We start from the raw sequence: 22,763 nt of genomic DNA, 5'->3' as shown, positions 1-22,763 counted from the left end.
ACAATAATACATCCGATTTCGGTCTTTCGACCTCGGATTTAAATAACAACAAACAAAATGGAAACACAAACATTCGCAGAAAAAATAGCTAAAGCACCAGATTTTCTGCCTATTAACGGAACAGATTATATCGAATTTTATGTGGGTAATGCCAAGCAGGCAGCTCACTATTATAAAACGGCATTTGGGTTTCAAAGTTTGGCTTATGCCGGGCCAGAAACCGGTGTGCGCGACCGATCGTCGTATGTACTCCAGCAGGGAAAAATCAGGCTGATTCTAACTACTGCATTAAAATCTGATCACCCTATTGCAGAGCATGTAAAAAAACATGGTGATGGGGTAAAAGTATTGGCCCTTTGGGTTGATGATGCTTACAGTGCCTTTGAAGAAACCACAAAACGTGGCGCTAAACCATACATGGAACCTAAAACTTTAACCGATGAAAATGGTGAGGTTAAAATGAGCGGTATTTATACTTATGGTGAAACCGTACACATGTTTGTTGAGCGTAAAAACTATACAGGAACTTTTATGCCTGGCTATCGTGTATGGGAAAGCGAATATCAACCAGCAGATGCCGGACTTTTATACATTGATCACTGTGTGGGCAATGTGGGTTGGAACCGTATGAATGAAGCGGTACAATGGTATGAAGACGTAATGGGCTTTGTAAACATTTTATCGTTTGATGATAAGCAGATCAATACCGAATATTCGGCTTTAATGAGTAAGGTGATGAGTAATGGGAATGGTTTTTCTAAATTCCCGATTAATGAACCTGCTGAAGGTAAAAAGAAATCGCAGATTGAAGAATACCTCGAATATTATGAAGGTGAAGGCGTACAGCATATTGCCGTAGCCACTAAAGATATTGTGAAAACGGTAAAAGAATTAAAATCGCGTGGGGTAGAATTTTTAAGTGCACCTCCGGAAGCATATTACGATATGATGCCACAACGCGTAGGCAAAATTGATGAAGAAATATCATTACTAGAAAGCCTGGGCATTTTGGTTGACTGTGATGAAGAAGGCTACCTTTTACAAATTTTCACCAAACCGGTTGAAGACCGCCCTACCCTTTTCTTCGAAATTATTCAACGTAAAGGCGCACAGAGTTTTGGTGCCGGTAATTTTAAAGCACTTTTCGAATCCTTAGAGCGCGAACAGGAATTGAGAGGTAATTTATAACAGAGGAGTACTATATATAAAAAGTCCGTCATTGCGAGAAGGCTTTTTCAGCCGACGAAGCAATCTTTCTAGCAAGGATCGCTAGTAGGAAAGATTGCTTCGTCGTTCCTCCTCGCAATGACGAAACTTCTCTAAACTACAACACCTCTCCCAAATGTTTATAATTTGATTTTATCGTATCCAGCACCTCACTCATTTTGCCGCCAAGCATTAATTTGGCCATCGATTCTGTCATTCCTTTTATCTGCGCCCATTCAATTTTTGGTGGCATGGCCAGTGCGTTCGGATTGGTCATAATGTTTAATAAAACCGGCCCATCTTCAATTAGCGCATGACTAATGGCTGTTTCCACCTCTTCAGGTTTAGAAACCGTTATTCCTTTAAAGCCCATGGCCTGGGCAACCAATGCAAAATCAGGATTAATCATATCCGTTTCGTTATCGGGCAAACCATCAACTTCCATTTCCAATTTCACCATCCCTAATGCCCTGTTGTTAAAAACAATCAGTTTAATAGGGAGATTGTATTGTTTTATCGTAGCCAGATCGCCTAAAAGCATGGATAAACCACCATCGCCACAGAGCGCGATTACCTGCTGATGCGGATGAGCCAATGCGGCACCAATAGCCATAGGCATGGCATTCGCCATAGAGCCATGGTTAAAAGAACCCAGCATTTTACGTTTGCCCGTTCCATCGATAAAACGCGCACCCCAAACGCAGCACATTCCGGTATCAACCGTAAAAATAGCATTGCTGGCTGCCAATCGGTTAATGGTTTCGGCTACAAATTCGGGCTGGATTTTATTTTCTTCTCCCTGATCTTTAACATAAACCTGCTGACTTTCTTTCACTTTTTGATAGAATTCCAGTTGAGATTTCAGGAAACTTTCATCTTCTTTCTCTTTGATGAGTGGCAACAATGCTTTTATTGAATCGCTGATGTTTCCACATAAACCCATCGTCAGTTTTGCCCTTCTGCCCAAACGTTCAGGTTTTTCGTCAATCTGCACGATCTTATTTTTTGTTGGCATGAAGTTTACATATGGAAAATCCGATCCTAATAAAAGCACCACATCGGCTTCGTGCATGGCGTGATATCCCGATGGCTGACCTAAAAGACCTGTCATGCCCACTTCGTAAGGATTATCATATTGAATACCCATTTTTCCCCTGAACGAAAATCCCACCGGCGCTTTTAGCTTAGCGGCAAGTGCAACCACTTCATCATGTGCTTCGGCAGCGCCAATACCACAATAAAGCATAATTTTCTTTTCACTGTTGAGTAGATCAGAAAGCTCATGTATTTCCAGATCTGAAGGACGGATTACAGGTTTATTGTTGAACAGCTGCATAGAAGTTACACTTTCTACCGCATCTAATTGTGCTACATCGCCGGGCAAGCCAAAAACAGCAACACCCTTTTTATGGATGGCATGCTGGATAGCCGTTTGAAACATCCTTGGTACCTGCCCGGCAGTGGTGGCCACCTGGTTATAGTAGCTGCAATCGTCGAATAATTTAATGGTATTGGTTTCCTGAAAAAAGTCCATTCCAAATTCGTTTGTCGGGATGGTTGAGGCAATGGCAATTACCGGAACATGTGATCGGTGTGCATCATAAAGACCATTAATTAAATGAACATGGCCCGGACCACAACTACCTGCGCAACAAGCTATTCCATCAAGTTCAGCTTCTGCCGCTGCTGCAAAAGCGCCAACCTCTTCGTTACGTACATGGATCCACTTTATTTTGCCGTTTCTTCTTACAGCATCGTTAAAATAATTCAAACTGTCTCCGGTAACGGCATAAACTCTTTTTACACCTACTTCAACCAGCATTTCAACCAGTTGTTCTGCAACGTTTTTACTCATGAGGATATCTTTAATATCAGGAATTTTATATACTTAATAAATACCGGAAGCTGGTATATTGTTTTAAATCGAATGTAGAAAAGGATCAATCTGACCTGGCAAAGACTTTAGACTATTAATTGTAACATAAGTAAAGCGATATCTGTAAGGTGAAGTTTTCTTCACTAAAACTTCATAAATGAAGTGCACCTTTGAAATAACAAAACACGAAGCGATTTCAATTTTGTTAAATTCTAAAAACTCATAATTAGTTTTTTAGTTTTCCGGTTACCCTTATCTGATACCTCATGTATTGCAAAATACATGAGGTTTTTTGTTAACTTTAAATAGCACCTACCTATAAGTTATGAAAAACAAATTGAACACCCTACTAATTTTAACGTTATGCTTATTTAATTTCAGTTTAACTAAAGCAAGTTCAACTGTTCCATCCTATTTTTCGGAAAAAGAATTTAACAGCTTCTTTCCGCAACGGAATAAATTTTATAGTTACGTTTCATTCAGCAAGGCCATCTCGGCCATATCTTTTATTAAAATCAAGATCGAAAAACGTGGCGAATGGATTTATAAAATCACCAGAACCGATAAAAGGAATAACAAAGAAACCGTGATCAGGCAGGATAAAGACTGGAATGAAACCTGGGCGAAAGCAAAACCCTACAGCATGTCAACTATCGATTACGCTGGTTTTTGTGCTTCAAAAGATATTAACACTAATAAAAAAGAGCTTGCGGCTTTGTTTGCACATGTTGCCCACGAAACCCGAAACGGAATCAATAACAAATATAACGATGGTTTAATGCTTAGCCACGAATTGGACACCAATGCGAATTACACAATCGCCAATGTAACCTATCCTGCTGTTGCCGGCAAAAAATATTATGGCCGTGGCCCTATCCAATTGAGTTATAATAGTAATTATGGTTTTGCATCCGATTGTATTTTCGGTGATAAGAATATTTTACTTAAAAATCCCAGCCTGGTAAGCACCAATGCTGTAACGGCTTTTGAAACGGCTATTTATTTCTGGATGACGCCTCAGGGTGCAAAACCATCACCACATGATGTAATTACCGCAAAGTGGAAACCAACTGCTGCTGAAACACAAAAAGGCTACAAAGCAGGTTTCGGCATGACGATTAATATTGTTAACGGGGCATTAGAATGTAATAAAGGGCCCGAAATGCCCGCTATGAAAGACCGGATTGGTTTTTATCAGTATTTTTTAAAGAGGCTGAATGTAACGGATGTTAACTGTTATTGCGACTGCGCGAAAATGCAACCGTTTCCGGGTTAATGAACTATTTTTTTTTATAGAGTCATCATTGCGATGAGGCTTTTTCAGCCGAGGAAGCAATCCTACAACTATGGGTTATAGCGATCGTTTTAAGATTGCTTCGTTCCTTGTAATGATGAACCTTTTAATTTATCAGTCGGTATCACACTAACCGAAATTTTAATAAATGCGATATTTTTTCCCCTACCACACAGCCTTGCCCCGGCTACCGATGAAAAATCGGTACATGTCCGCCGCCGCCGAAGGGGCTCTTTCTTTTTGGCATCAAAAAGAAACAAAAAATGCCGACTGAAAATTTATTCATTTTTTGTTATAGTTTTTTTAAGGCATTCATGAGGGCTTCGCCGTTTTCTTTGGAAGCAAATAGGTGGGCATAGTCAGTGGAGCCCGATCCCGATGCCTTGATCGGGAGTTAGCCCGGATTTAAGTAGAACGGAGGTACCATGCTTTGGCCCAGCAGGGCGAAAATACATAGTTCCACAAATCTTTCATTAATAAACAATTAGAGGCTAATATCAATTTAACAGATCGCAACGCAGTCGAGATGACGAATATTTTACTCCGTACTTTCTTTAAGCATTTGGTACAAATCTGTAGCGCCACCGTCAAATTTGGTTCCGTTTACGTAAAACGATGGGGTTCCGTTTACACCGCTGCGCATACCGCTATCAAAATTATCCTCTATTTTGGTTTTAATTTCTTCCGAAGCGCTGTCTTGCTGAAACTGTTCTAAATCCAAGCCTATGGTTTCGGCCAGTTCGTCAAATAAATCAGCATTTAAACGGTACTGGTTTTCATAAAGCGCATCGTGCATATCCCAAAATTTGCCCTGTAAAGCTGCTGCTTCAGCCGCAATTGCTGCCGGAAAAGCATATTCGTGCGCATTGGCCAAAGGAAAATGACGGAAAATAAATTTAATCTGGTGTCCAAATGTTTCCTCAATTTCTTTCATGATGGGATAAGCATCGCCACAGAACGGGCATTGATAATCGCCAAATTCTACAATGGTAATACTTGCCGAATCATCACCTTGGATATGATCCTGATCGTTTATTTCGGGTTTTAATGTACTCATCTTTTATTGCTTATTTAATTCTTCCAATGCCTCTAAAATACCATCCGCACCAGGGTTAACGGCTATAGGCGATAAATAACTCCAGGCAATTTTACCTTCCTTATCAATCACAAAAAGGGCTCTTTTACTTTCTCCAACTTCTTCATCGTACACCCCGTAAGCTTTAGAAACTGCCCCTTTTGGCTCAAAATCGGCCAGTAAAGGGAAATGTAGTTTTCTGTTCTCTTCAAATGCAATGTGGCACCAAACGCTGTCAACTGAAACACCAAAAATCTGCGCATCGTATTTGCTAAAATATTTAAGCATTTCGTTGTAAAGGGCCATTTGATCGCTGCAAACCGGACTCCAGTCTGCCGGATAAAATGCCAGGATTACATTTTTACCTTTAAAATCTTTAAGTTTTATTTTTTGATCGGGAGTAGCATTCAATTCGAAATCTGGTGCTGTAGCGCCTTTTTCTAACATATTAGGGAGTTTAAATTTAAATCGCGTTTATTAATTAACAGTCTAGCATTACTGTTGTTTGGAGTTTGGGATAAAAGCCTAGCCTAATTTTTGCCTTTTAATTAAGTAAGACTGGAGGATGGGATAAAAACCTTCGTTCATGTCGGCATCAATCAAATCGATTTTATATTGGGCACATTTTAAGGCAATCTGCTGTCGGTAACCAGACACCGCGGCGGTATAGTTATCCTTTACCTGGTTGGTATGTACCTTAATCGTTTCGCCGGTTTCCATATCGATAAACTGGTATGGACGGTTTTCAAAATTAAAATCAACTTCTTTTGATCGGTCAACCACATTAAAAACCACTACCTCATGTTTATTAAATTTTAAGTGTTGTAAGGCATCAAAAAACTCATCTGTTTTATCGGCACTCATTTGCGTGTTAAAAAGGTCGCTAAAAATAATTACCAGCGAGCGTTTATGAATAAGCTCTGCCACCTGATGCAAAGCTTCACTCAAATTCGTTTGTGCATTTGCCTTAGGTTTTTGCAGCAACTCCTCCAGCTGTGTAAATAAATATTTCTGGTGTACCGTGGTCGATTTTGCCGGTGAGTTTAATAATATTTCATCTGTAAATAAGCTTAAACCAAAAGCATCACGTTGTTTTTTCAACAAGTACATTAAAGATGCCGCAGCCTGTATCGAGAAAGTCAGCTTATTATTTTTCGGTTCGGGGAAATACATCGATGAGGAAACATCAATCACAAACTGGCAGCGCAGGTTGGTTTCTTCCTCAAAACGCTTGCTATAAAGTTTATCCGTTTTGGCGTATAATTTCCAGTCGATATTTTTAACATTATCACCAATATTGTACTGGCGATGCTCTGCAAACTCTACAGAAAAACCATGGAACGGACTTTTATGCAAACCCGTAATAAATCCTTCTACCACTTGCTGGGCAAGCAATTCTAAATTACCATAGCTTGTTTCGTTCTCGTAGTTTACAGCCTGCATATGGTAAAGCTAATAAAAGATTTATTAAAAAAACTAAAAATCAGCCAATACTTCCGAGGTATCAAAAGTAAAAGCAGCAGCGATTACAAACTGAAAATTGCAAACTGTTAATTGATTTGTGCGTTCCCCAAGGGGCCGGGCTTTTCAGGGCTGCGCTGCGCTCCGGTACCGATGAAGGATCGGTACTGAACCCTTATAATCCCTAACGCAAAACCTACCGCTTTAGAATAATAAAAAAGACCTCGCAGGTTTTAAAAACCTGCGAGGTCTGGATACCCCGATTATTTTACTACTCGTTGTAAATAAACCCGATCGGAAGCGGTATCCAGATTTTTCATCTGGATTTAGCAAAGAGCGGGACTGAAAATCCCTATGAAAAACAGAACCTTCGTTTCCAAAAACAAAATGAAATCATCTGCAAAAAAAATCCCGAACTCGATAAAGAATTCGGGATTAATACTTTTTAAACCTTATCGGTCTGAAAAATTATTTCTTCGCTATCCGATACAAATGTCCGTTATCCGTTACCGAATAAAGCGCACCGTCTTTACCTTCTGCCATATCGCGGAAACGTTCGCCTTTACCTTCGAGTAACCTTTCTTCACCAACTATTTTATCATCTTTAATTACCAAACGGATAATGTGCGAACCGCCTAAACCGCCAACAAATAAATTCCCTTTCCATTCGGCGATACTGTTGCTGTTGTAAAAGGCAATACAGCCCGGCGAAATACTTGGATTCCAGTAATAAACCGGCTGCTCCATACCCTCTTTCTGCTGAATGCCATCGCCAACCAGTTTGCCGCTATACTCTGTTCCGTAGGTAATAATCGGCCAGCCATAATTTTTGCCTGGTTTAATAATGTTTACCTCATCGCCTCCTTTAGGACCAAATTCTGCTTCCCACAAATCGCCTGTTGATGGATTAATGGCCAAACCATCCGGATTACGGAGTCCGTAAGCGTAAATTTCAGGTCGGGCATCGGCCTTACCTGCAAACGGACCATTGGCAACTGCTTTCCCATCAGTAGTAAGGTGTAAAATTTTTCCTAACGAAGAATTTAAGTATTGCGCCTGTATCCTGATGTCGTTTCCTGAACGTTCACCTGTACTCACAAATAAGTTACCGTTTTTATCAAAAACAATTCTCGATCCGTATTGAAGTTTACCCGTATAAGCAGGTGTAGCACGGTAAATAATGGACTGGTTTTCGATCGAAGTTTCGTTTGCAGCCAGTTTACCTTTAGCAATGGCCAATAAAACACCTTTATCCTGCGGCTCAGAATAAGCCCAATAAATCATCCTGTTTTTTGCAAAGTTGGGATCTAAAGTAACATCCAATAAGCCACCCTGACCAGATGGATCTACCTTGGGCAAACCGGTAATTTTTTTACTCAGTTTTCCATCCGGTGTAAGGATCACCATGGTACCCTGTTTTTGTGTAATCAGGAAACCTCCGTTAGGCAGTACCGAGATGGCCCAAGGATTTTCTAACTTTTCGTTAATAACAGAAATATTTAAAGGGGTTTTAGTTTTGATTCCGGCAATCCTGGTTTGCCCGGCAAAAGCTGGCTTAAAATCAGCAGATGGTGCGTTGGTTTCAACTGGGTTTTGTGCCGACACACAGGCAATATTTGCACAGTTTAGGGCTAAACCCGCCACTAAAATCCCTAAAGTTTTATTACTAAATAAGTTAATAGACATGATTGTTAGTTTTTTATTAAAGAAACAAAATTATGTTTGCAATAAAAAACCCAAATTCATCAAATGAACCTGGGTTTTAAATATGTTACAAGCCTATAGGCTTCGATCTTTTTGCTTTAAGCTTTAAATTAAGCCAATTGCTTGTTTAATTTTTCTGCTAAAATTGATTTTGGAACAGCACCAACTTGTTTGTCTACTACCTGTCCATCTTTAAAGTATAATAAAGCAGGAATGTTACGGATACCAAACTGCATTGAAATTTGAGGGTTGTTATCAACGTTTACTTTTCCAACTACCGCTTTACCATCGTATTCTTTAGCGATTTCTTCTACAACTGGACCAACCATGCGACAAGGGCCACACCATTCTGCCCAAAAATCTACTAATACGGGTTTATCTGATTTTAATACAAGCTCCTCGAAGTTTGCATCTGTGATTTCTAATGCCATAATTATTTTTTTTATGTTCAAATATATGTATTCAATTGTAATGCCATAACATCTGTAATGTCAATTTGACATTATTTTGAGGTAGAGGGCATAAAGATAGAGGGTGCATGGTTTTAGGCGCTTTAAACTTCAACCTTTAAACCTTCTGCCTTCAACCTTAGTTCAGCTTGTAGTTTACAACATTCATTCCCATCAATTGTTCTAAGAACTTGTTATTGGGGTTAATTTTTAAATTTTTTGAAGGTAAATCGAGCATAATCTGTTTTTCGCTATCAAAAACGGCGAAGTTAAGTTGGCAGTTTTGCTGCTCGGAGTTTGCCTTATTGTCTGCTAATATTGCTTCAATTTCTCTCATTAGCTGATCGTTAACCCGTTCAATAGGTACCTGGATGGTTAAACTTTTTGCCAGTTTATCCCGCAACTCAGACATCAGGTTGATGGCCGTAATCTTAAACTCCCAATCGCCGGCTTTTCCGAAACGTTCGCCTACCCTTCCTCTGATCTGCAAGAAATAGCCTTCGGTTAAAAATGATTTAAATTTCAAAAAATCTTCACCAAAAAGGGCCATTTCGCTGGCGTCATCATAATCTTCGAAAACAAAAGTTCCGAAAGGTTTACCGGTTTTGGTAATGCGTTGCGATGCCGTGACCACCAAACCACCCACACAGAGTTCGCGGTTTTTCAGTTTTTCAAATTCGGCCAGCACCTCCTCATTGTTATCGCCCATACGCACCTTATTGATGATACTGAGCTGCCTAACCCCATGGGTACAGAATTTATCGAGTTCGAGTTTATAGTTATCCAAAGGGTGACCGGAAAGAAAAATCCCGATGGCATCTTTCTCATACTTTAACCTATCCATTAATGCCCATTCTGGCGAAACGGGTAAACTTGGCTCTAAAATAAGATCGGCCTTTGATCCACCAAATAAGGAAGCCTGCGATGTACTTTCGTTGTTCTGGAAATCGTTGGCATATTTGATAATTTTCTCGATGCCATTCATTTTATCGTTCGGCCCAATATAAAAGTATTGCGCCCTGTGCCCACCAAAAGCATCAAAAGCACCGCTGTACACGAAACTCTCGTAAGCTTTTTTGTTTACGATACGGGTGTTGGAACGTTTTGCAAAATCGTAAACACTGGCGTATGGTCCGTTGCCTGTGCGTTCTTCGATAATGCTTTCTACTGCTTTTTCTCCTACTCCCTTTACGGCCGACATTCCAAAACGGACCTCTCCTTTGGCATTCACCGAGAATTTCAGGTCCGATTCGTTCACATCAGGTCCTAATACGGTAACACTCATCTGGCGGCATTCTTCCATAAAGAAAGCCACCTGTTTAATATCACTCATGTTGTTAGAAAGTACTGCAGCCATGTATTCTGCAGGGTAATGTGCCTTTAAATAAGCAGTTTGATAAGCAATCCATGCATAACAGGTAGAGTGCGATTTATTAAAGGCGTAGGATGCAAATGCTTCCCAATCTTTCCATATTTTTTCTAAAGTTGCCGCATCATGGCCTTTTTCTGCAGCCTGCTTTACAAATTTAGGCTTCATTTTATCCAGAACTTCTTTCTGTTTCTTACCCATTGCCTTACGCAGTACATCGGCCTCACCTTTGGTAAATCCGGCCAGTTTCTGCGATAAAAGCATTACCTGCTCCTGGTAAACGGTAATACCATAGGTTTCTTTCAGGTATTCTTCGCAGGCATCTAAATCGTATTTAATTTCTTCCTCACCATTTTTACGACGTACGAAACTTGGAATATACTCCATCGGACCGGGACGGTATAATGCGTTCATGGCAATTAAATCGTCGAAAACCGTTGGTTTAAGCTCCTTCATGTACTTCTGCATGCCTGGACTCTCGTACTGAAAAATCCCGATGGTTTCGCCACGCTGGAAAAGCTCATAAGTCATCACATCATCAATCGGGAAATTATCCGGATTGAGGTCGATACCATGCCGTTTCTTCACCAGTTTTACGGTATCTTTTATCAGCGTTAGGGTTTTTAACCCCAGGAAGTCCATTTTTAATAAACCGGCACTTTCTACAACGGAGTTATCAAACTGGGTAACATATAAATCAGAATCTTTAGCAACTGATACGGGAACGAAATTGGTAATATCGCTTGGTGTGATGATTACACCACAGGCATGAATACCGGTATTTCTTAACGATCCCTCTAAAATCTGCGCCTGCTGAATGGTTTCGGCACTTAAATCTTTTAATGCACCAAGGTTTTTCAACTCCACCACCCGCTCATACTCATCGGGGCGTAAAGCATCTTTTAAACTCTTTTCATCGAGCGTAAAAATTTTAGCCAGCTTCATGTTAGGAATCAGCTTCGCAATTTTATCCGCTTCGAACAAAGGCAGATCCAATACACGGGCCGTATCACGGATAGAAGATTTGGCGGCCATGGTTCCGTAGGTAATAATTTGTGCCACCTGACTGGAACCGTATTTATTGATTACGTATTCCATTACCCGGCCACGGCCCTCGTCATCAAAATCGATATCAATATCGGGCATGGATACACGATCGGGATTTAAGAAACGCTCAAAAAGGAGATCGTACTTAATCGGATCAATATTCGTAATCCACAAACAGTAAGCCACTACCGAACCGGCAGCAGAACCACGACCAGGACCTACAGAAACATCTCTCCGGCGGGCTTCGGCAATAAAATCCTGCACAATCAGGAAATAACCGGGATAACCGGTTTTCTCAATGGTTTGTAATTCAAAGTCTAAACGTTCGGTAACCTCAGGCGTTAGTGTGCCATAACGTTTTTTGGCGCCCTCATAAGTAAGGTGACGTAAAAATTTATTCTCTCCACGTTTTCCGCCATCAGTTTCATCTTCGGCAACCAAAAACTCTTCAGGAATATCGAATTTCGGTAAGAGTACCTCGCGGGCGAGTTTGTAAATTTCAATTTTATCAAGAATCTCCTGAATATTAGTGATTGCTTCGGGCAAATCGGCAAAAAGGGCTTTCATTTCATCGCCCGATTTGAAATAATATTCCTGGTTTGGCAGGCCATAACGGTAACCACGGCCACGACCAATTGGAGTAGCCTGTTTTTCGCCGTCTTTTACACACAGTAAAATATCATGCGCATTGGCATCTTTTTTATTGATGTAATAGGTATTATTGGTGGCCACCAGCTTAACCTCGTGTTTATTGGCCAGGGCAATTAAGGTTTCGTTTACACGGTCTTCATCTTCCTGGCTGTGGCGCATTACCTCAATGTAAAAATCATCGCCAAACTTCGCTTTCCACCAAAGTAAAGCTTCTTCGGCCTGGTTTTCACCCAGGTTTAATATTTTATTCGAAATCTCTCCGGAAAGGTTTCCGGAAAGCACAATAATATCTTCTTTATATTGTTCAATTACCTGCCTATCGATCCGCGGCACGTAATAAAAGCCTTTGGTATAGGCAATCGACGACATTTTGGCCAGGTTATGGTAACCCTTTTTATTTTTTGCCAGCAATACCATCTGGTAACCGTTATCTTTTACGGTACGATCTAAGTGGTTATTACAAACAAAAAACTCTACCCCAACAATTGGCGTCATTACCACCTCTGTAGGGCGCTCGCCGGCTTCAATTGCGGCAGCATTTTTAGCTTCGGCAGCTTTGTTATGGTTTAAAACGTTGTTAACAAAGTGGAAAGCGCCCATCATATTGGCATGATCCGTCATGGCTACTGCAGGCATTTTTTGTGCGGCTGCGGCTTTTACCAAATCGGGGATGCTGATGGTACTTTGAAGCACCGAAAACTGGGTGTGGTTATGTAAATGTACAAAGGTGGCCGCAGCAAGCTCTTGTTTATTACCAGCAAGCGCTTGTTTAGAAATCCCGCTGCCTTCTGTTTTTTGCTGGCGCTTGCGGATTTCATCAGACGCAGCTTTTAAGTTAACGTGTTTTAAACCAACACCTTCAATCGTGGTTGGGTTAACCTCCCTAAAACGAGGAAAATATTCAACATCAACCAGTAATTCTTCTTTTTTAAAAATTTCTCTTTTTACCAGCTCTAAGAAACAGCGCGTGGTAGCCTCCACATCGGCGGTAGCATTGTGGGCTTCGTTAAATGGCACACCAAATAAATAGGAGTGCAACTCCGTTAAGGTTGGCAGCTTAAACCTGCCGCCCCTACCTCCTGGCAATTGTAAAAGCTGGGCGGTAACTTCGGTACAGGTATCTAAAACAGGCATTTCTGCCAGGCGGTTAGCCACACCAAAACGGTGGAATTCGCAGCCCATAATGTTCACATCGAAGCCAACATTTTGCCCTACGATAAATTTAGCCTTGTTTAAAACTTCATTAAACTTAGCCAGCATTTCGTCAAAACCGATGCCCTGCTCAGCAGCAAGTTCAGTAGAAATACCGTGGATCCGTTCGGCATCGTAGGGAATATTAAACCCCTCTGGTTTAACCAGATAATCCTGATGCTCAACCAATCTCCCCATCTCATCGTGCAATTGCCATGCAATTTGTATACAACGCGGCCAGTTATCGGTATCGGTAATTGGTGCGTTAAAATTGCGGGGCAAACCAGTGGTTTCGGTATCAAAAATTAAGTACATATTGTGCGGCAAAGAATTAACCGTTGTAGAATAATAACGGTTCTTCAAAAATAAGGAATTTGAGGATTGAAGTTGTCAGGATTTTATCAACAAAATAAGGTGGTTAAACCTCACGGATTTTAAAAACCTATGAGGTTTAACCACCAAAAGATCCATTAACCTGATTTCTTCTTTTTTGAAAATGTACGGTTCGGCTTTTCATCGGAGGGGGCGGTCCTGCTATCCCTTCAAGTCCTCACTCATGCTTCGCCCCGGGCTTTTCGTTCTATCAGGTTTATTGAACAGGGCTGGTGGTACTAAAAAAACCTCGCAGGTTTTAAAAAATGCGAGGTTTAAAATTTATCTTTTTAACGTTTCCAACAAAACTTTTGCAGCCTCCTCTGATGAGCCTGGGTTTTGTCCGGTAATGAGCAAACCGTCCTTTTTCACATAAGAACTCCAGTCTGCGCCTTTACTATAATGCCCACCGAGTTTTTTAAATTCATCTTCCAGTAAAAAAGGAACTACATCTGTTAATTTAACCGCTTCTTCTTCCGAATTCGAAAATCCGGTTACGGCTTTACCTTTTACCAAAGGATCACCATTTTGATCTTTAACTTTAATCAACACACCTGGTGCATGACAGACGAAAGCCACTGGTTTTTCAGCTTTATAAAATGCTTCAATAAGTGCAATAGATTTTTCATCATTGGCCAAATCCCATAACGGTCCATGCCCTCCCGGATAAAACACGGCATCATAATCCTTTTCGTTCACCGTATTCAGCTGAACGGTATTTGCAAGAATTTTCTGCAAACCTTCATCAGCTTTAAATCTTTTTGTTGCTTCAGTCTGTGCATCAGGCGCATCACTTTTAGGGTCGATAGGTGGTTGCCCTCCTTTTGGCGAAGCCAATGTAATCGCTACGCCTGCATCTGCCATTAAGTAATATGGCGCAGCAAATTCTTCAATCCAAAAACCTGTTTTTTCACCAGTATTTCCCAACTCGCTGTGGGATGTTAAAACCATTAATATTTTCATGATGATATTTTTTTATTATTAATTACTAATCTAATAGAACCATTAGATTCTTCACTGTGTTTAGAATGACAAGAACTATCAACTGAGCACCACCAGCTGAAAACTGTTTAAAAGTGCTCCTGGCTCACCAAATCACTTACTTCATATCCTTTCTGCCTGCACCTTTCTATAATATGCACCAGTAAATCGGCTTCCATTTTAGGTTCGCGGGCCATAATAAAGAGGTATTTTTCGTCAGGATGCCCAACCACCACATAACTATAATCATCCGCAAGTTCTATAATCCAGTAACCGATTTTAAAAGGCCACAAAAACTGAGCTTTCATATCACCATCGGCTTTTTCATCATCAAAAAACAGTTTTGAGGTGATTGATTTTTCTTCAGGTTTACCTTCTTTATGATAAGTAGTGTACACATCAAAATGATCATCGTCCGCCAAAGTATAAGTCTCGGTAGTTTGCTTCCAATGTTTATCCATTAAGGTTGGGATAGAATATAAAGAATACCATTTGCCCGCAAAGGCTTTATAATCGATATTCGAAATGGGCTTGTTTTCCATAATTTTTTAGAACAAAAAAAACGCTGTTTAATACTTACTAAGTAAACCCTGATTAAATTATAAAGTTTTGAAAAGCATTTTTAAACCTTATATTTATTTCTACCTTCGATGGATATTTAACGAAACGCAAACCATTAAAAATATAAATATATGAAAGTAACGGTTGTTGGAGCAGGCGCAGTTGGTGCCACTTGTGCAGATAATATTGCCCGCAAAGAATTGGCGAACGAGCTTGTTTTATTAGATATTAAAGAGGGTTTTGCCGAAGGGAAAGCAATCGACATGATGCAAACCGCTACCCTTTTGGGCTTCGATACCAAAATTACAGGGGTAACCGGTGATTATAGCAAAACCGCTGGTTCTGATGTAGTAGTCATTACTTCAGGCTTACCACGTAAACCGGGAATGACCCGCGAAGAGCTGATCGGCATTAATGCTGGCATTGTGAAAGGCGTTGCCGAAAACATTTTAAAATTCTCTCCGGAGGCGATTTTTATCGTGATCAGCAACCCAATGGATACCATGACCTATCTGGCTTTAAAATCGTTAGGTCTACCTAAAAACCGCATCATTGGTATGGGTGGCACATTGGATAGCTCACGTTTCAAATTTTATTTATCGCAGGCTTTAAATTGCAACCCTAACGATTTACAGGGTTTTGTAATCGGCGGTCATGGCGATACTACCATGATTCCCTTAACCCGTTTGGCTACTTATCAAAGTTTACCGGTAAGCAATTTACTTGATAAAGCTACACTCGATAAGGTTGCAGCAGATACAATGGTGGGTGGTGCTACGTTAACCGGCTTAATCGGCACTTCTGCATGGTATGCACCAGGCGCAGCCGGAGCAGCTTTGGTTGAAGCCATTTTACGCGACGAGAAAAAACTGTTTACCTGCTGTGTTTCGCTCGAAGGCGAATACGGTCAGCAAGATATTTGTTTAGGTGTTCCCGTAATTATTGGCCGCAGCGGCTGGGAAAAAATCATCGATTTTAAATTAACTGAAGATGAGCAGGCCGCATTTAATAAAAGTGCCGATGCAGTAAGAAACATGAACAGTGTACTGGCAGATATGAAATTGGTTTAACATCATTCTGAAAATTAGTTTTTAGCGAAAGTATTAAATTATAATAATAGCCTTCCTCAATTCGTCATTCTCAACTCGATTGGGAATGACGACTGTCCTTTTACATTCATCTATTTATGAGGATCTATAAGCAGCTTCGTACCTAAGCATACAAAAAATAATGAGATCAATTTCCATCCCGCTTAAACTGATAAATTTACAAGACGACGGCTTCCACCTTTTGCTGGAAGTTGTTGTTTTTAAAGAAAAACATTTGCTTGTTTTGGATACCGGAGCGTCGCGCAGTGTGTTCGATAAATCATTAATTGAAAAGCACCTGTCGGAAACATTACAGGTATCCAACGAGATTAATGCAGCTACCCTTTTTACCACCACCACAACTATTCAGGCTACTATTCCCCTGATAAAAATCGGCACTTTAAAAATAAAGGATTACGATACGGTAGCTTTTGATTTGCAATCGGTTAGCGATACCTACCAGCAATTTGGTCACCCACCCATTATGGGTATTATTGGCGGAGATATCCTGATGCAGTACAAAGCCATAATCGATTATAACAAACTTCAATTGCGGCTTTACAAACAAAATTAACCTCTATTGTGACTTTTATCATTCTTTCGAATGTAGTTTTAACTGATATTTGCATTCAATGAAAAAATTAACTGCAATTTTCTGTCTTATTTTTTGGGCCGGACTCCTTGCGGGAATTAGTTTTTTGGAAGCTCCGTTAAAATTTCAGGCCCCAGGTATTACAATTCCCCTTGGCCTGGGTATCGGTCAGCTGGTTTTTCAGGCGTTAAATAAAATAGAAATCATATTACTGATAATCATTTTAGCCTGTTCGCTCCCTGCTCCATTAAATAATATCAGGAGCATTTTACTTTTTACCGTTACCATCCTTTTACTGGTGGATAGCTTTTGGTTATTACCCCTGCTCAATGCCAGGGCTAAATTTGTTTTGGCCGGTAATGCCCCAACCAAAAGCTTTCATCATATTTTATACATCATTATCGACGCCGTCAAATTTTTATCATTGATTGTTCTAGGTTTTTTAAATTTAAAAACATTGCGCCATGAAAAATGACATCCACAGCCGGACAGACATCATACTTTTGGTAGATACTTTTTACAGAAAAGTACAGGAGAATAATAAAATCGGGCCAATATTTACCGATGTTGCCAAGGTAGACTGGGCGCATCATTTACCAAAAATGTACGATTTCTGGGAAAGCATTCTTTTTGGTAAGGCCATTTACAAAGGCAATCCAATGCTTGTCCATTTTGCATTAAACGAAAAAACCTCACTTCACACTGAAGAATTTGAAACCTGGAAAACAATCTTCTTTAATACCGTTGATCATCTTTTTGAAGGCGAAAATGCCACTCTTATTAAACAAAAAGCGCAATCCATTGCCGATTTAATGCACTTTAAAATCAATTCTCCCCAAACGAAAATAAAAATCGTATAAGCAGATTCTGTTTTGATTTAAACTGGTTTCTTTATAAATTTAATTAACCAAACTTAAATCAAATTATGAAATTCCTTAGAATCTTAATTGGCATTATTGTCGTATTGGCAATAATCATTGTTGTAGGCGGCTTTTTTCTGCCAAAAACGTATACCGTAAGCAGGTCTACCGTAATTAATGCCCCTGATACAGTAATTTATAAAAACATTGCCGACTTTAAAGAATTTTACAAATGGAACCCCTGGGCAAAAATGGAACCTACAGCCAAAACTACATTTGGTGGCGTCGCCGGAGAACCAGGCCATTTATACGAATGGAAGGGTAAAGAAACCGGTAGTGGTTATATGAAAATTAAAAGTGTACAACCCAACAAACAGGTTGATATAGAACTAAAATTTATCGAGCCTTTTGAAAGTTTGGCAGATACCAAATTCGACATTCAGCCAGAAGGGGCCAGCAACAAAGTAACCTGGACTATGAGCGGAAACAATAACCTGATTAGTAAATGGATGTGTGTTTTTGTTAGCATGGATAAAATGATCGGAAAAGATTTTGAAGATGGATTGAAATATTTAAAAGAAAAATCGGAGAAAGGGGTTTAGAGTTTTAGCCGCTGTAATATAGTATTGTCAGTCTGAGCGGAGTCGAAGACACATGAGTCAAATACTTTTATTTTTCAGCCACGGATACACGGAAAACACGGAGTATTTTTGAAGAAATATTTGTCATGCTGAGTGAGGCCCAAGTAAATCTCTGGTCAGAAAGACTATTGTCCGAAGTCAGGGGTTAAAGTGTAGAAAAATATTATGTATCTCCTATGCGGGCGCCATTTCGATCCCACAGATTCGGGACTCCGCTTCAGTCGGGATAACCTCTGCTTTATAAAAACTTCGCGGCCTCTGTGCCATCCCTCTGTTGCCTCTGTGGTTAAAAAGATAACGAGCCTCTTAATTTTAGGAGGCTTTTTTTTACGCTAACTCTTAAACCAAACAATTGTGTCGGCTTTGCGTTAAAAACGAAACTATTATTAAATAAGATTTTGTAATTCCCTATTTTTTAGATTACTTGCTAACAAATGAATTTATTACTTGTAGAAGATGAGCCTAATGTGGTTTCTGTAATTTCGAGGGGTTTGAGCGACGAGGGTTTTACCGTGAGTATTGCCCCTGATGGCTTGATTGGAAAACAGATGGCCCTGGAAAATCAGTTCGACCTGATTATGCTCGATATTATGCTACCCGGAATAAATGGACTGGAACTCTGCAAAATCATTAAAGAACAGAAACCCAACACCCCCATCATCATGCTTACGGCATTGGGTACAACCGAAAATGTAGTTAACGGTTTAGATAATGGTGCAGATGATTACCTGATTAAGCCTTTTAAGTTTGCAGAACTTTTTGCACGGATCAGAATGTTATTGAGACGGTATCATGGTGTGGTTTCACAAGATCAGATTATTACCGTAGCCGATTTACAGGTTAATTTAAGCGCTAAAACGGTAAAACGAAACCAACAGGAAATAATCCTGACTGCAACAGAATACCGTTTGCTCGAATATATGGCTAAAAACCGCTCAAAGATTTTATCGCGGATTGATATTCTCGAAAATGTTTGGGATATCGACTTTAACCTCGGCACCAACGTGGTTGATGTGTATGTGAATTATTTACGTAAAAAAATAGACAAAAACACCGATCAGAAACTCATTCACACTGCGGTAGGTTTGGGTTATATATTGAAGGAAAAATAGATGGAGATTGCCAAAAAAATCACTTTACTTTTCGCCATTTTATCGGCTGTTATCATCTCCTTGTTAAGTGGTTTTGTATGGTATTTCTCTAATGAATTTGCTTTTGAAGACTTCTACAAACGTTTAGAAGCGCGTGTTAATATCGCTGCGCAGATTAAACTGTACGAAGATGGCAACAATAGCGCCTATGCCAAAATGCGCAACCGGTACCTGGAGCGCTTACCTTCTGAAAAGGAATACATTATGCCCGCAGGTGAAGCGATCATTAAGGTTGACCGGGAATTACCTGCCAGCTTTTATAACCGCATAAAGGGTGGTTACATGGCCCGTTACCGCATCGAAAATCATTTTTACGCCGGAAAATTCTTTAAAAGTGCTGATACCGGCTACATCGTTGTGGTTTCTGCCAATGATCCGTTTGGCTTTCGGGAGCTAAAAGATCTGCAAAGAATCCTGATCATCGGCTTTTTCCTTTCCGTCTTCCTGTCGTTTGTAGTGGGCTGGAAATTTTCTAATTACATGTTAATGCCCTTAAGGAATATCATTAAAAGTGTAAAAAAGATTAAAGCAGAAAACCTTCACTTGCGATTGGATGTAAAAAAAGGGAACGATGAGATGTCGCAGCTGGCTCAAACCTTTAACAACATGCTTAACCGTTTAGAAACCGCTTTCGAAACGCAGAATAATTTTATCAGCAATGCTTCTCATGAATTAAGAACCCCACTTACCATTATTAGTGGAGAAGTAGAACTGGCGATGAAAACCATCGAGGATAAGCAGAAACAGGAGAAAGCTTTATCCAAAATTAAAGATGAAGCAGAAAGGCTTGAACATATTTTAACCAGTTTACTGGGCTTAGCGCAATCGGGCTTTAACGGAAAAAACCAACCCTGGGAAGAAGTGCGCATGGATGAACTCCTCTGGGATATTAAAGATTCGGTTAACCAGGTGCACCCCAACAGTAAAATTGAGATCGATTTTAGCAAACTTCCGGATGATGAAGCGCTACTCGCTCTTCGGGTAAATAAAAACCTGATTAAACTGGCCATCAGTAATATTGTGAATAATGCCTGCAAATACTCTAACGAAAACCTGGTTAGCATCAGCATTGAAAGTAACGCCAATATGCTCTCTATTGCCGTAACCGACCGGGGCATCGGCATTCCTCAAACCGATATTCAGCACATTTTCGAACCTTTTTACCGGGCATCAAACACCAACGATTTTAAAGGATACGGTGTTGGGTTACCCCTCTCTTTAAATATCATCCGCCTACACCGCGGAAGTATCGCCATTAAATCGCAGGAAGGTATTGGTACCGAAATTAAAGTTTTGTTACCAACGATGGGTTAATTGGTTCATTAGTCATTAGTTATTGGGATATCGTGCAAAGTGTTAATCGGTTAAATATTTAAACTGGTTAACTGTAGATCAATCCAAGCAATATAACAATTCATCAATCAAGCAATCGAAACTATGCTTTCAACTTCCGCACAAATGAACTAATGGCTAATTAACCAATGAACTACCCAACTATTCTAAAAAGGAGTACACTCTAATCTCATTCTAATCTCGCTCTTATTTCGCTATAATAACATCACGCTAAACTTGTATAAATAATATTTCAATTCATTTAAACAAGATATAGCCATGAAAACAGTATTAATACCAACCGATTTCAAATTAGAAAGCATTAAAATCATCGATGCACTTGTTCAGCACCAAACAAATGAGAAGTTGAATATCATTTTTGTACATGCATTTAAACTATCAGATTCTATTACCGATATGTTAATGCTTAGTCGCCGCAGCCGCGATTACGAAAATGTTAGCGATGAGTTTTATCAGCAACTCAATAAAACTAAGTCGAAATACCCTGATCAGGTCAATACTATCGGCATCGAATATTTTTATGGAAGTACAGTAGCTGCTTTCAAAAACTTTATTGAGGCATTTGATGTATCGCGCATTGCTTACCTAAAAGGTTATGCCTTTACACCGATCAATAAATATAGCATCGACCCTAAAATATTAACAGCGCGCGCAGGTTGCGAGGTGGTTCAGTTGAATACCTTAACCGTTCATACTAAAGAAAATTTAATCGACACAAAAATACAAGAGGCAAAATTGCAGGAAGCAAACGCCTAATTATTATACTTTTAAAAATTATATCATGCTGTTACGAAATAATATTCCGCTCACTTATATATTCGGAAAGATCAAAAAAGAACTCCTGTTTGTGATAGGCTACTCTATAGGTATTGTGGTATTATATGAAAATTTTCATGTTACCCGCATATCAATCCCAGTAGCTGTACCTGCACTATTAGGAACCATTATTTCACTTTTACTGGCCTTTCGATCTAACCAGGCATACGATAGATGGTGGGAGGCGAGGATCCTTTGGGGCGCCATAGTTAACGATTCAAGATCCATCTCCCGCCAGATATTGTCTTTTGTCGAAAACCCTTACGGATTGGATGAAATTGAGGAATTTAAAGCCCGTTTTATTAAACGACAAATTGCCTGGTGTTATGCCCTAAGCCAGTCGTTAAGAGGTTTTAACGCCCGTAAAGGACTGGAAGAATATATGGCTAGCGAAGAAATTGCCTTTATTAAAAAGCGTAAAAATGTAACCACTTCGATATTGGAGTTGCATGCCATGGATCTGAAAAAAGCATTACAGGAGGGCTGGATTAATAAATACCAGCAGATAGAGATTGATAAAACCATTACCGGTTTATGTAACCACATGGGTGGTTCGGAAAGAATTAAAAATACCGTCTTCCCGGTTACCTACAGCAAGTACATCAATATGTCTATCCATTTGTTTATTGTATTGTTGCCTTTTGGCCTGATTGAATACTTTGGTTATATGGAAGTTCCTTTAGTGGTAGCCATTGCAGCATTCTTTTTATTGGTAGAAAAAATGGCAGTTCATCTTCAGGATCCCTTCGAAAACAAACCTACAGATACGCCAACAACAACAATCTGCAGAACCATTGAGCGCGACCTTTGCCAAATGCTCGACGATAATAAAATTTATGAAGATAAGCCGCAAACAGAACTGGCACCCGTTGGATCGTATTACATTTTGTAATCGCTAATGGTTAAGATAAATCTCATTAGTTTGAGGTGGTTAGTTAATGCCATTAGCTTTTTCTTTGGATAAAGAAAATCTATGGTTTATAGTGTATAAATAAAACAAAAGCCATTCACATATGTGAATGGCT

The 22,763-nt window shown here is 39.8% G+C and carries 20 protein-coding genes; 11 read left to right on the top strand and 9 right to left on the bottom strand.

The annotated features are described in order from the left end of the window. Positions 1-57: 57 nt before the first annotated feature. Complete coding sequence (gene hppD, locus R2R28_RS20875; protein WP_316827596.1) at positions 58-1,188, top strand: 4-hydroxyphenylpyruvate dioxygenase; 1,131 nt, start codon at positions 58-60, stop codon at positions 1,186-1,188. 136 nt (positions 1,189-1,324) lie between these two features. On the opposite strand, the gene R2R28_RS20870 is transcribed toward hppD, so the two are convergent. After that, positions 1,325-3,061 carry a thiamine pyrophosphate-dependent enzyme gene (locus tag R2R28_RS20870; protein ID WP_316827595.1) on the bottom strand — a complete coding sequence of 579 codons (1,737 nt, stop codon included), beginning with the start codon at positions 3,059-3,061 and terminating at the stop codon, positions 1,325-1,327. Between the two features lie 346 nt (positions 3,062-3,407). Between R2R28_RS20870 and R2R28_RS20865 the strand changes: the two genes are divergently transcribed. After that, positions 3,408-4,358: a chitinase gene (locus tag R2R28_RS20865; protein ID WP_316827594.1), complete on the top strand. Its 951-nt coding sequence runs from the start codon at positions 3,408-3,410 to the stop codon at positions 4,356-4,358. 556 nt (positions 4,359-4,914) lie between these two features. Here the strand turns inward: R2R28_RS20865 and R2R28_RS20860 are convergent. The 8 genes from R2R28_RS20860 to R2R28_RS20825 all read right to left on the bottom strand — a co-directional run bounded on the left by R2R28_RS20860 (position 4,915) and on the right by R2R28_RS20825 (position 15,218). Continuing rightward, positions 4,915-5,433, bottom strand: coding sequence for a DsbA family protein (locus R2R28_RS20860; protein ID WP_316827593.1), 519 nt, complete (start codon positions 5,431-5,433; stop codon positions 4,915-4,917). Between the two features lie 3 nt (positions 5,434-5,436). Further along, a complete protein-coding gene (locus R2R28_RS20855; RefSeq protein ID WP_316827592.1) occupies positions 5,437-5,898 on the bottom strand; it encodes a redoxin domain-containing protein in 462 nt (153 codons plus the stop codon). A gap of 78 nt (positions 5,899-5,976) precedes the next feature. After that, on the bottom strand, positions 5,977-6,894 hold the full coding sequence (locus R2R28_RS20850; protein WP_316827591.1) for a DUF58 domain-containing protein: 918 nt from the start codon (positions 6,892-6,894) through the stop codon (positions 5,977-5,979). Between the two features lie 486 nt (positions 6,895-7,380). Then, complete coding sequence (locus R2R28_RS20845; protein ID WP_316827590.1) at positions 7,381-8,598, bottom strand: PQQ-dependent sugar dehydrogenase; 1,218 nt, start codon at positions 8,596-8,598, stop codon at positions 7,381-7,383. A 128-nt stretch (positions 8,599-8,726) separates the two neighbouring features. Then, on the bottom strand, positions 8,727-9,047 hold the full coding sequence (gene trxA, locus R2R28_RS20840; protein WP_316827589.1) for a thioredoxin: 321 nt from the start codon (positions 9,045-9,047) through the stop codon (positions 8,727-8,729). A 157-nt stretch (positions 9,048-9,204) separates the two neighbouring features. Then, positions 9,205-13,638: a DNA polymerase III subunit alpha gene (gene dnaE / locus R2R28_RS20835; protein ID WP_316827588.1), complete on the bottom strand. Its 4,434-nt coding sequence runs from the start codon at positions 13,636-13,638 to the stop codon at positions 9,205-9,207. 339 nt (positions 13,639-13,977) lie between these two features. Continuing rightward, complete coding sequence (locus tag R2R28_RS20830) at positions 13,978-14,658, bottom strand: type 1 glutamine amidotransferase domain-containing protein (protein WP_316827587.1); 681 nt, start codon at positions 14,656-14,658, stop codon at positions 13,978-13,980. 107 nt (positions 14,659-14,765) lie between these two features. Beyond that, positions 14,766-15,218, bottom strand: a complete 453-nt coding sequence (locus R2R28_RS20825; protein WP_316827586.1) for a lipocalin family protein — start codon at positions 15,216-15,218, stop codon at positions 14,766-14,768. Positions 15,219-15,368: 150 nt separating this feature from the next. On the opposite strand from R2R28_RS20825, the gene mdh reads away from it, so the two are divergent. The 9 genes from mdh (at position 15,369) to R2R28_RS20780 (ending at position 22,630) form a co-directional block, all read left to right on the top strand. After that, entirely contained in the window at positions 15,369-16,307 is a 939-nt protein-coding gene (gene mdh / locus R2R28_RS20820; RefSeq protein ID WP_316827585.1) for a malate dehydrogenase, read from the top strand. 160 nt (positions 16,308-16,467) lie between these two features. Next, a complete protein-coding gene (locus R2R28_RS20815) occupies positions 16,468-16,899 on the top strand; it encodes an aspartyl protease family protein (RefSeq protein ID WP_316827584.1) in 432 nt (143 codons plus the stop codon). Between the two features lie 58 nt (positions 16,900-16,957). Then, on the top strand, positions 16,958-17,392 hold the full coding sequence (locus tag R2R28_RS20810; protein WP_316827583.1) for a hypothetical protein: 435 nt from the start codon (positions 16,958-16,960) through the stop codon (positions 17,390-17,392). Beyond that, positions 17,382-17,777 (top strand): group III truncated hemoglobin, encoded by a 396-nt coding sequence (locus R2R28_RS20805; protein WP_316827582.1) that lies wholly within the window; start codon positions 17,382-17,384, stop codon positions 17,775-17,777. The genes R2R28_RS20810 and R2R28_RS20805 overlap by 11 nt, the downstream gene beginning before the upstream one ends. A gap of 65 nt (positions 17,778-17,842) precedes the next feature. Next, entirely contained in the window at positions 17,843-18,379 is a 537-nt protein-coding gene (locus R2R28_RS20800; protein ID WP_316827581.1) for an SRPBCC family protein, read from the top strand. 473 nt (positions 18,380-18,852) lie between these two features. After that, a complete protein-coding gene (locus R2R28_RS20795; protein WP_316827580.1) occupies positions 18,853-19,530 on the top strand; it encodes a response regulator transcription factor in 678 nt (225 codons plus the stop codon). Further along, a complete protein-coding gene (locus tag R2R28_RS20790) occupies positions 19,531-20,883 on the top strand; it encodes a HAMP domain-containing sensor histidine kinase (RefSeq protein ID WP_316827579.1) in 1,353 nt (450 codons plus the stop codon). Positions 20,884-21,180: 297 nt separating this feature from the next. Beyond that, entirely contained in the window at positions 21,181-21,678 is a 498-nt protein-coding gene (locus tag R2R28_RS20785; RefSeq protein ID WP_316827578.1) for a hypothetical protein, read from the top strand. 25 nt (positions 21,679-21,703) lie between these two features. Further along, positions 21,704-22,630, top strand: coding sequence for a bestrophin family protein (locus tag R2R28_RS20780; protein WP_316827577.1), 927 nt, complete (start codon positions 21,704-21,706; stop codon positions 22,628-22,630). Positions 22,631-22,763 lie beyond the last annotated feature (133 nt).

Source organism: Pedobacter miscanthi, from assembly GCF_032678605.1.
Lineage (GTDB): Bacteria > Bacteroidota > Bacteroidia > Sphingobacteriales > Sphingobacteriaceae > Pedobacter > Pedobacter miscanthi_A.
The sequence above is the reverse complement of the archived record's forward strand: the minus strand, read 5'-3'. Positions and strand labels throughout refer to the sequence as shown.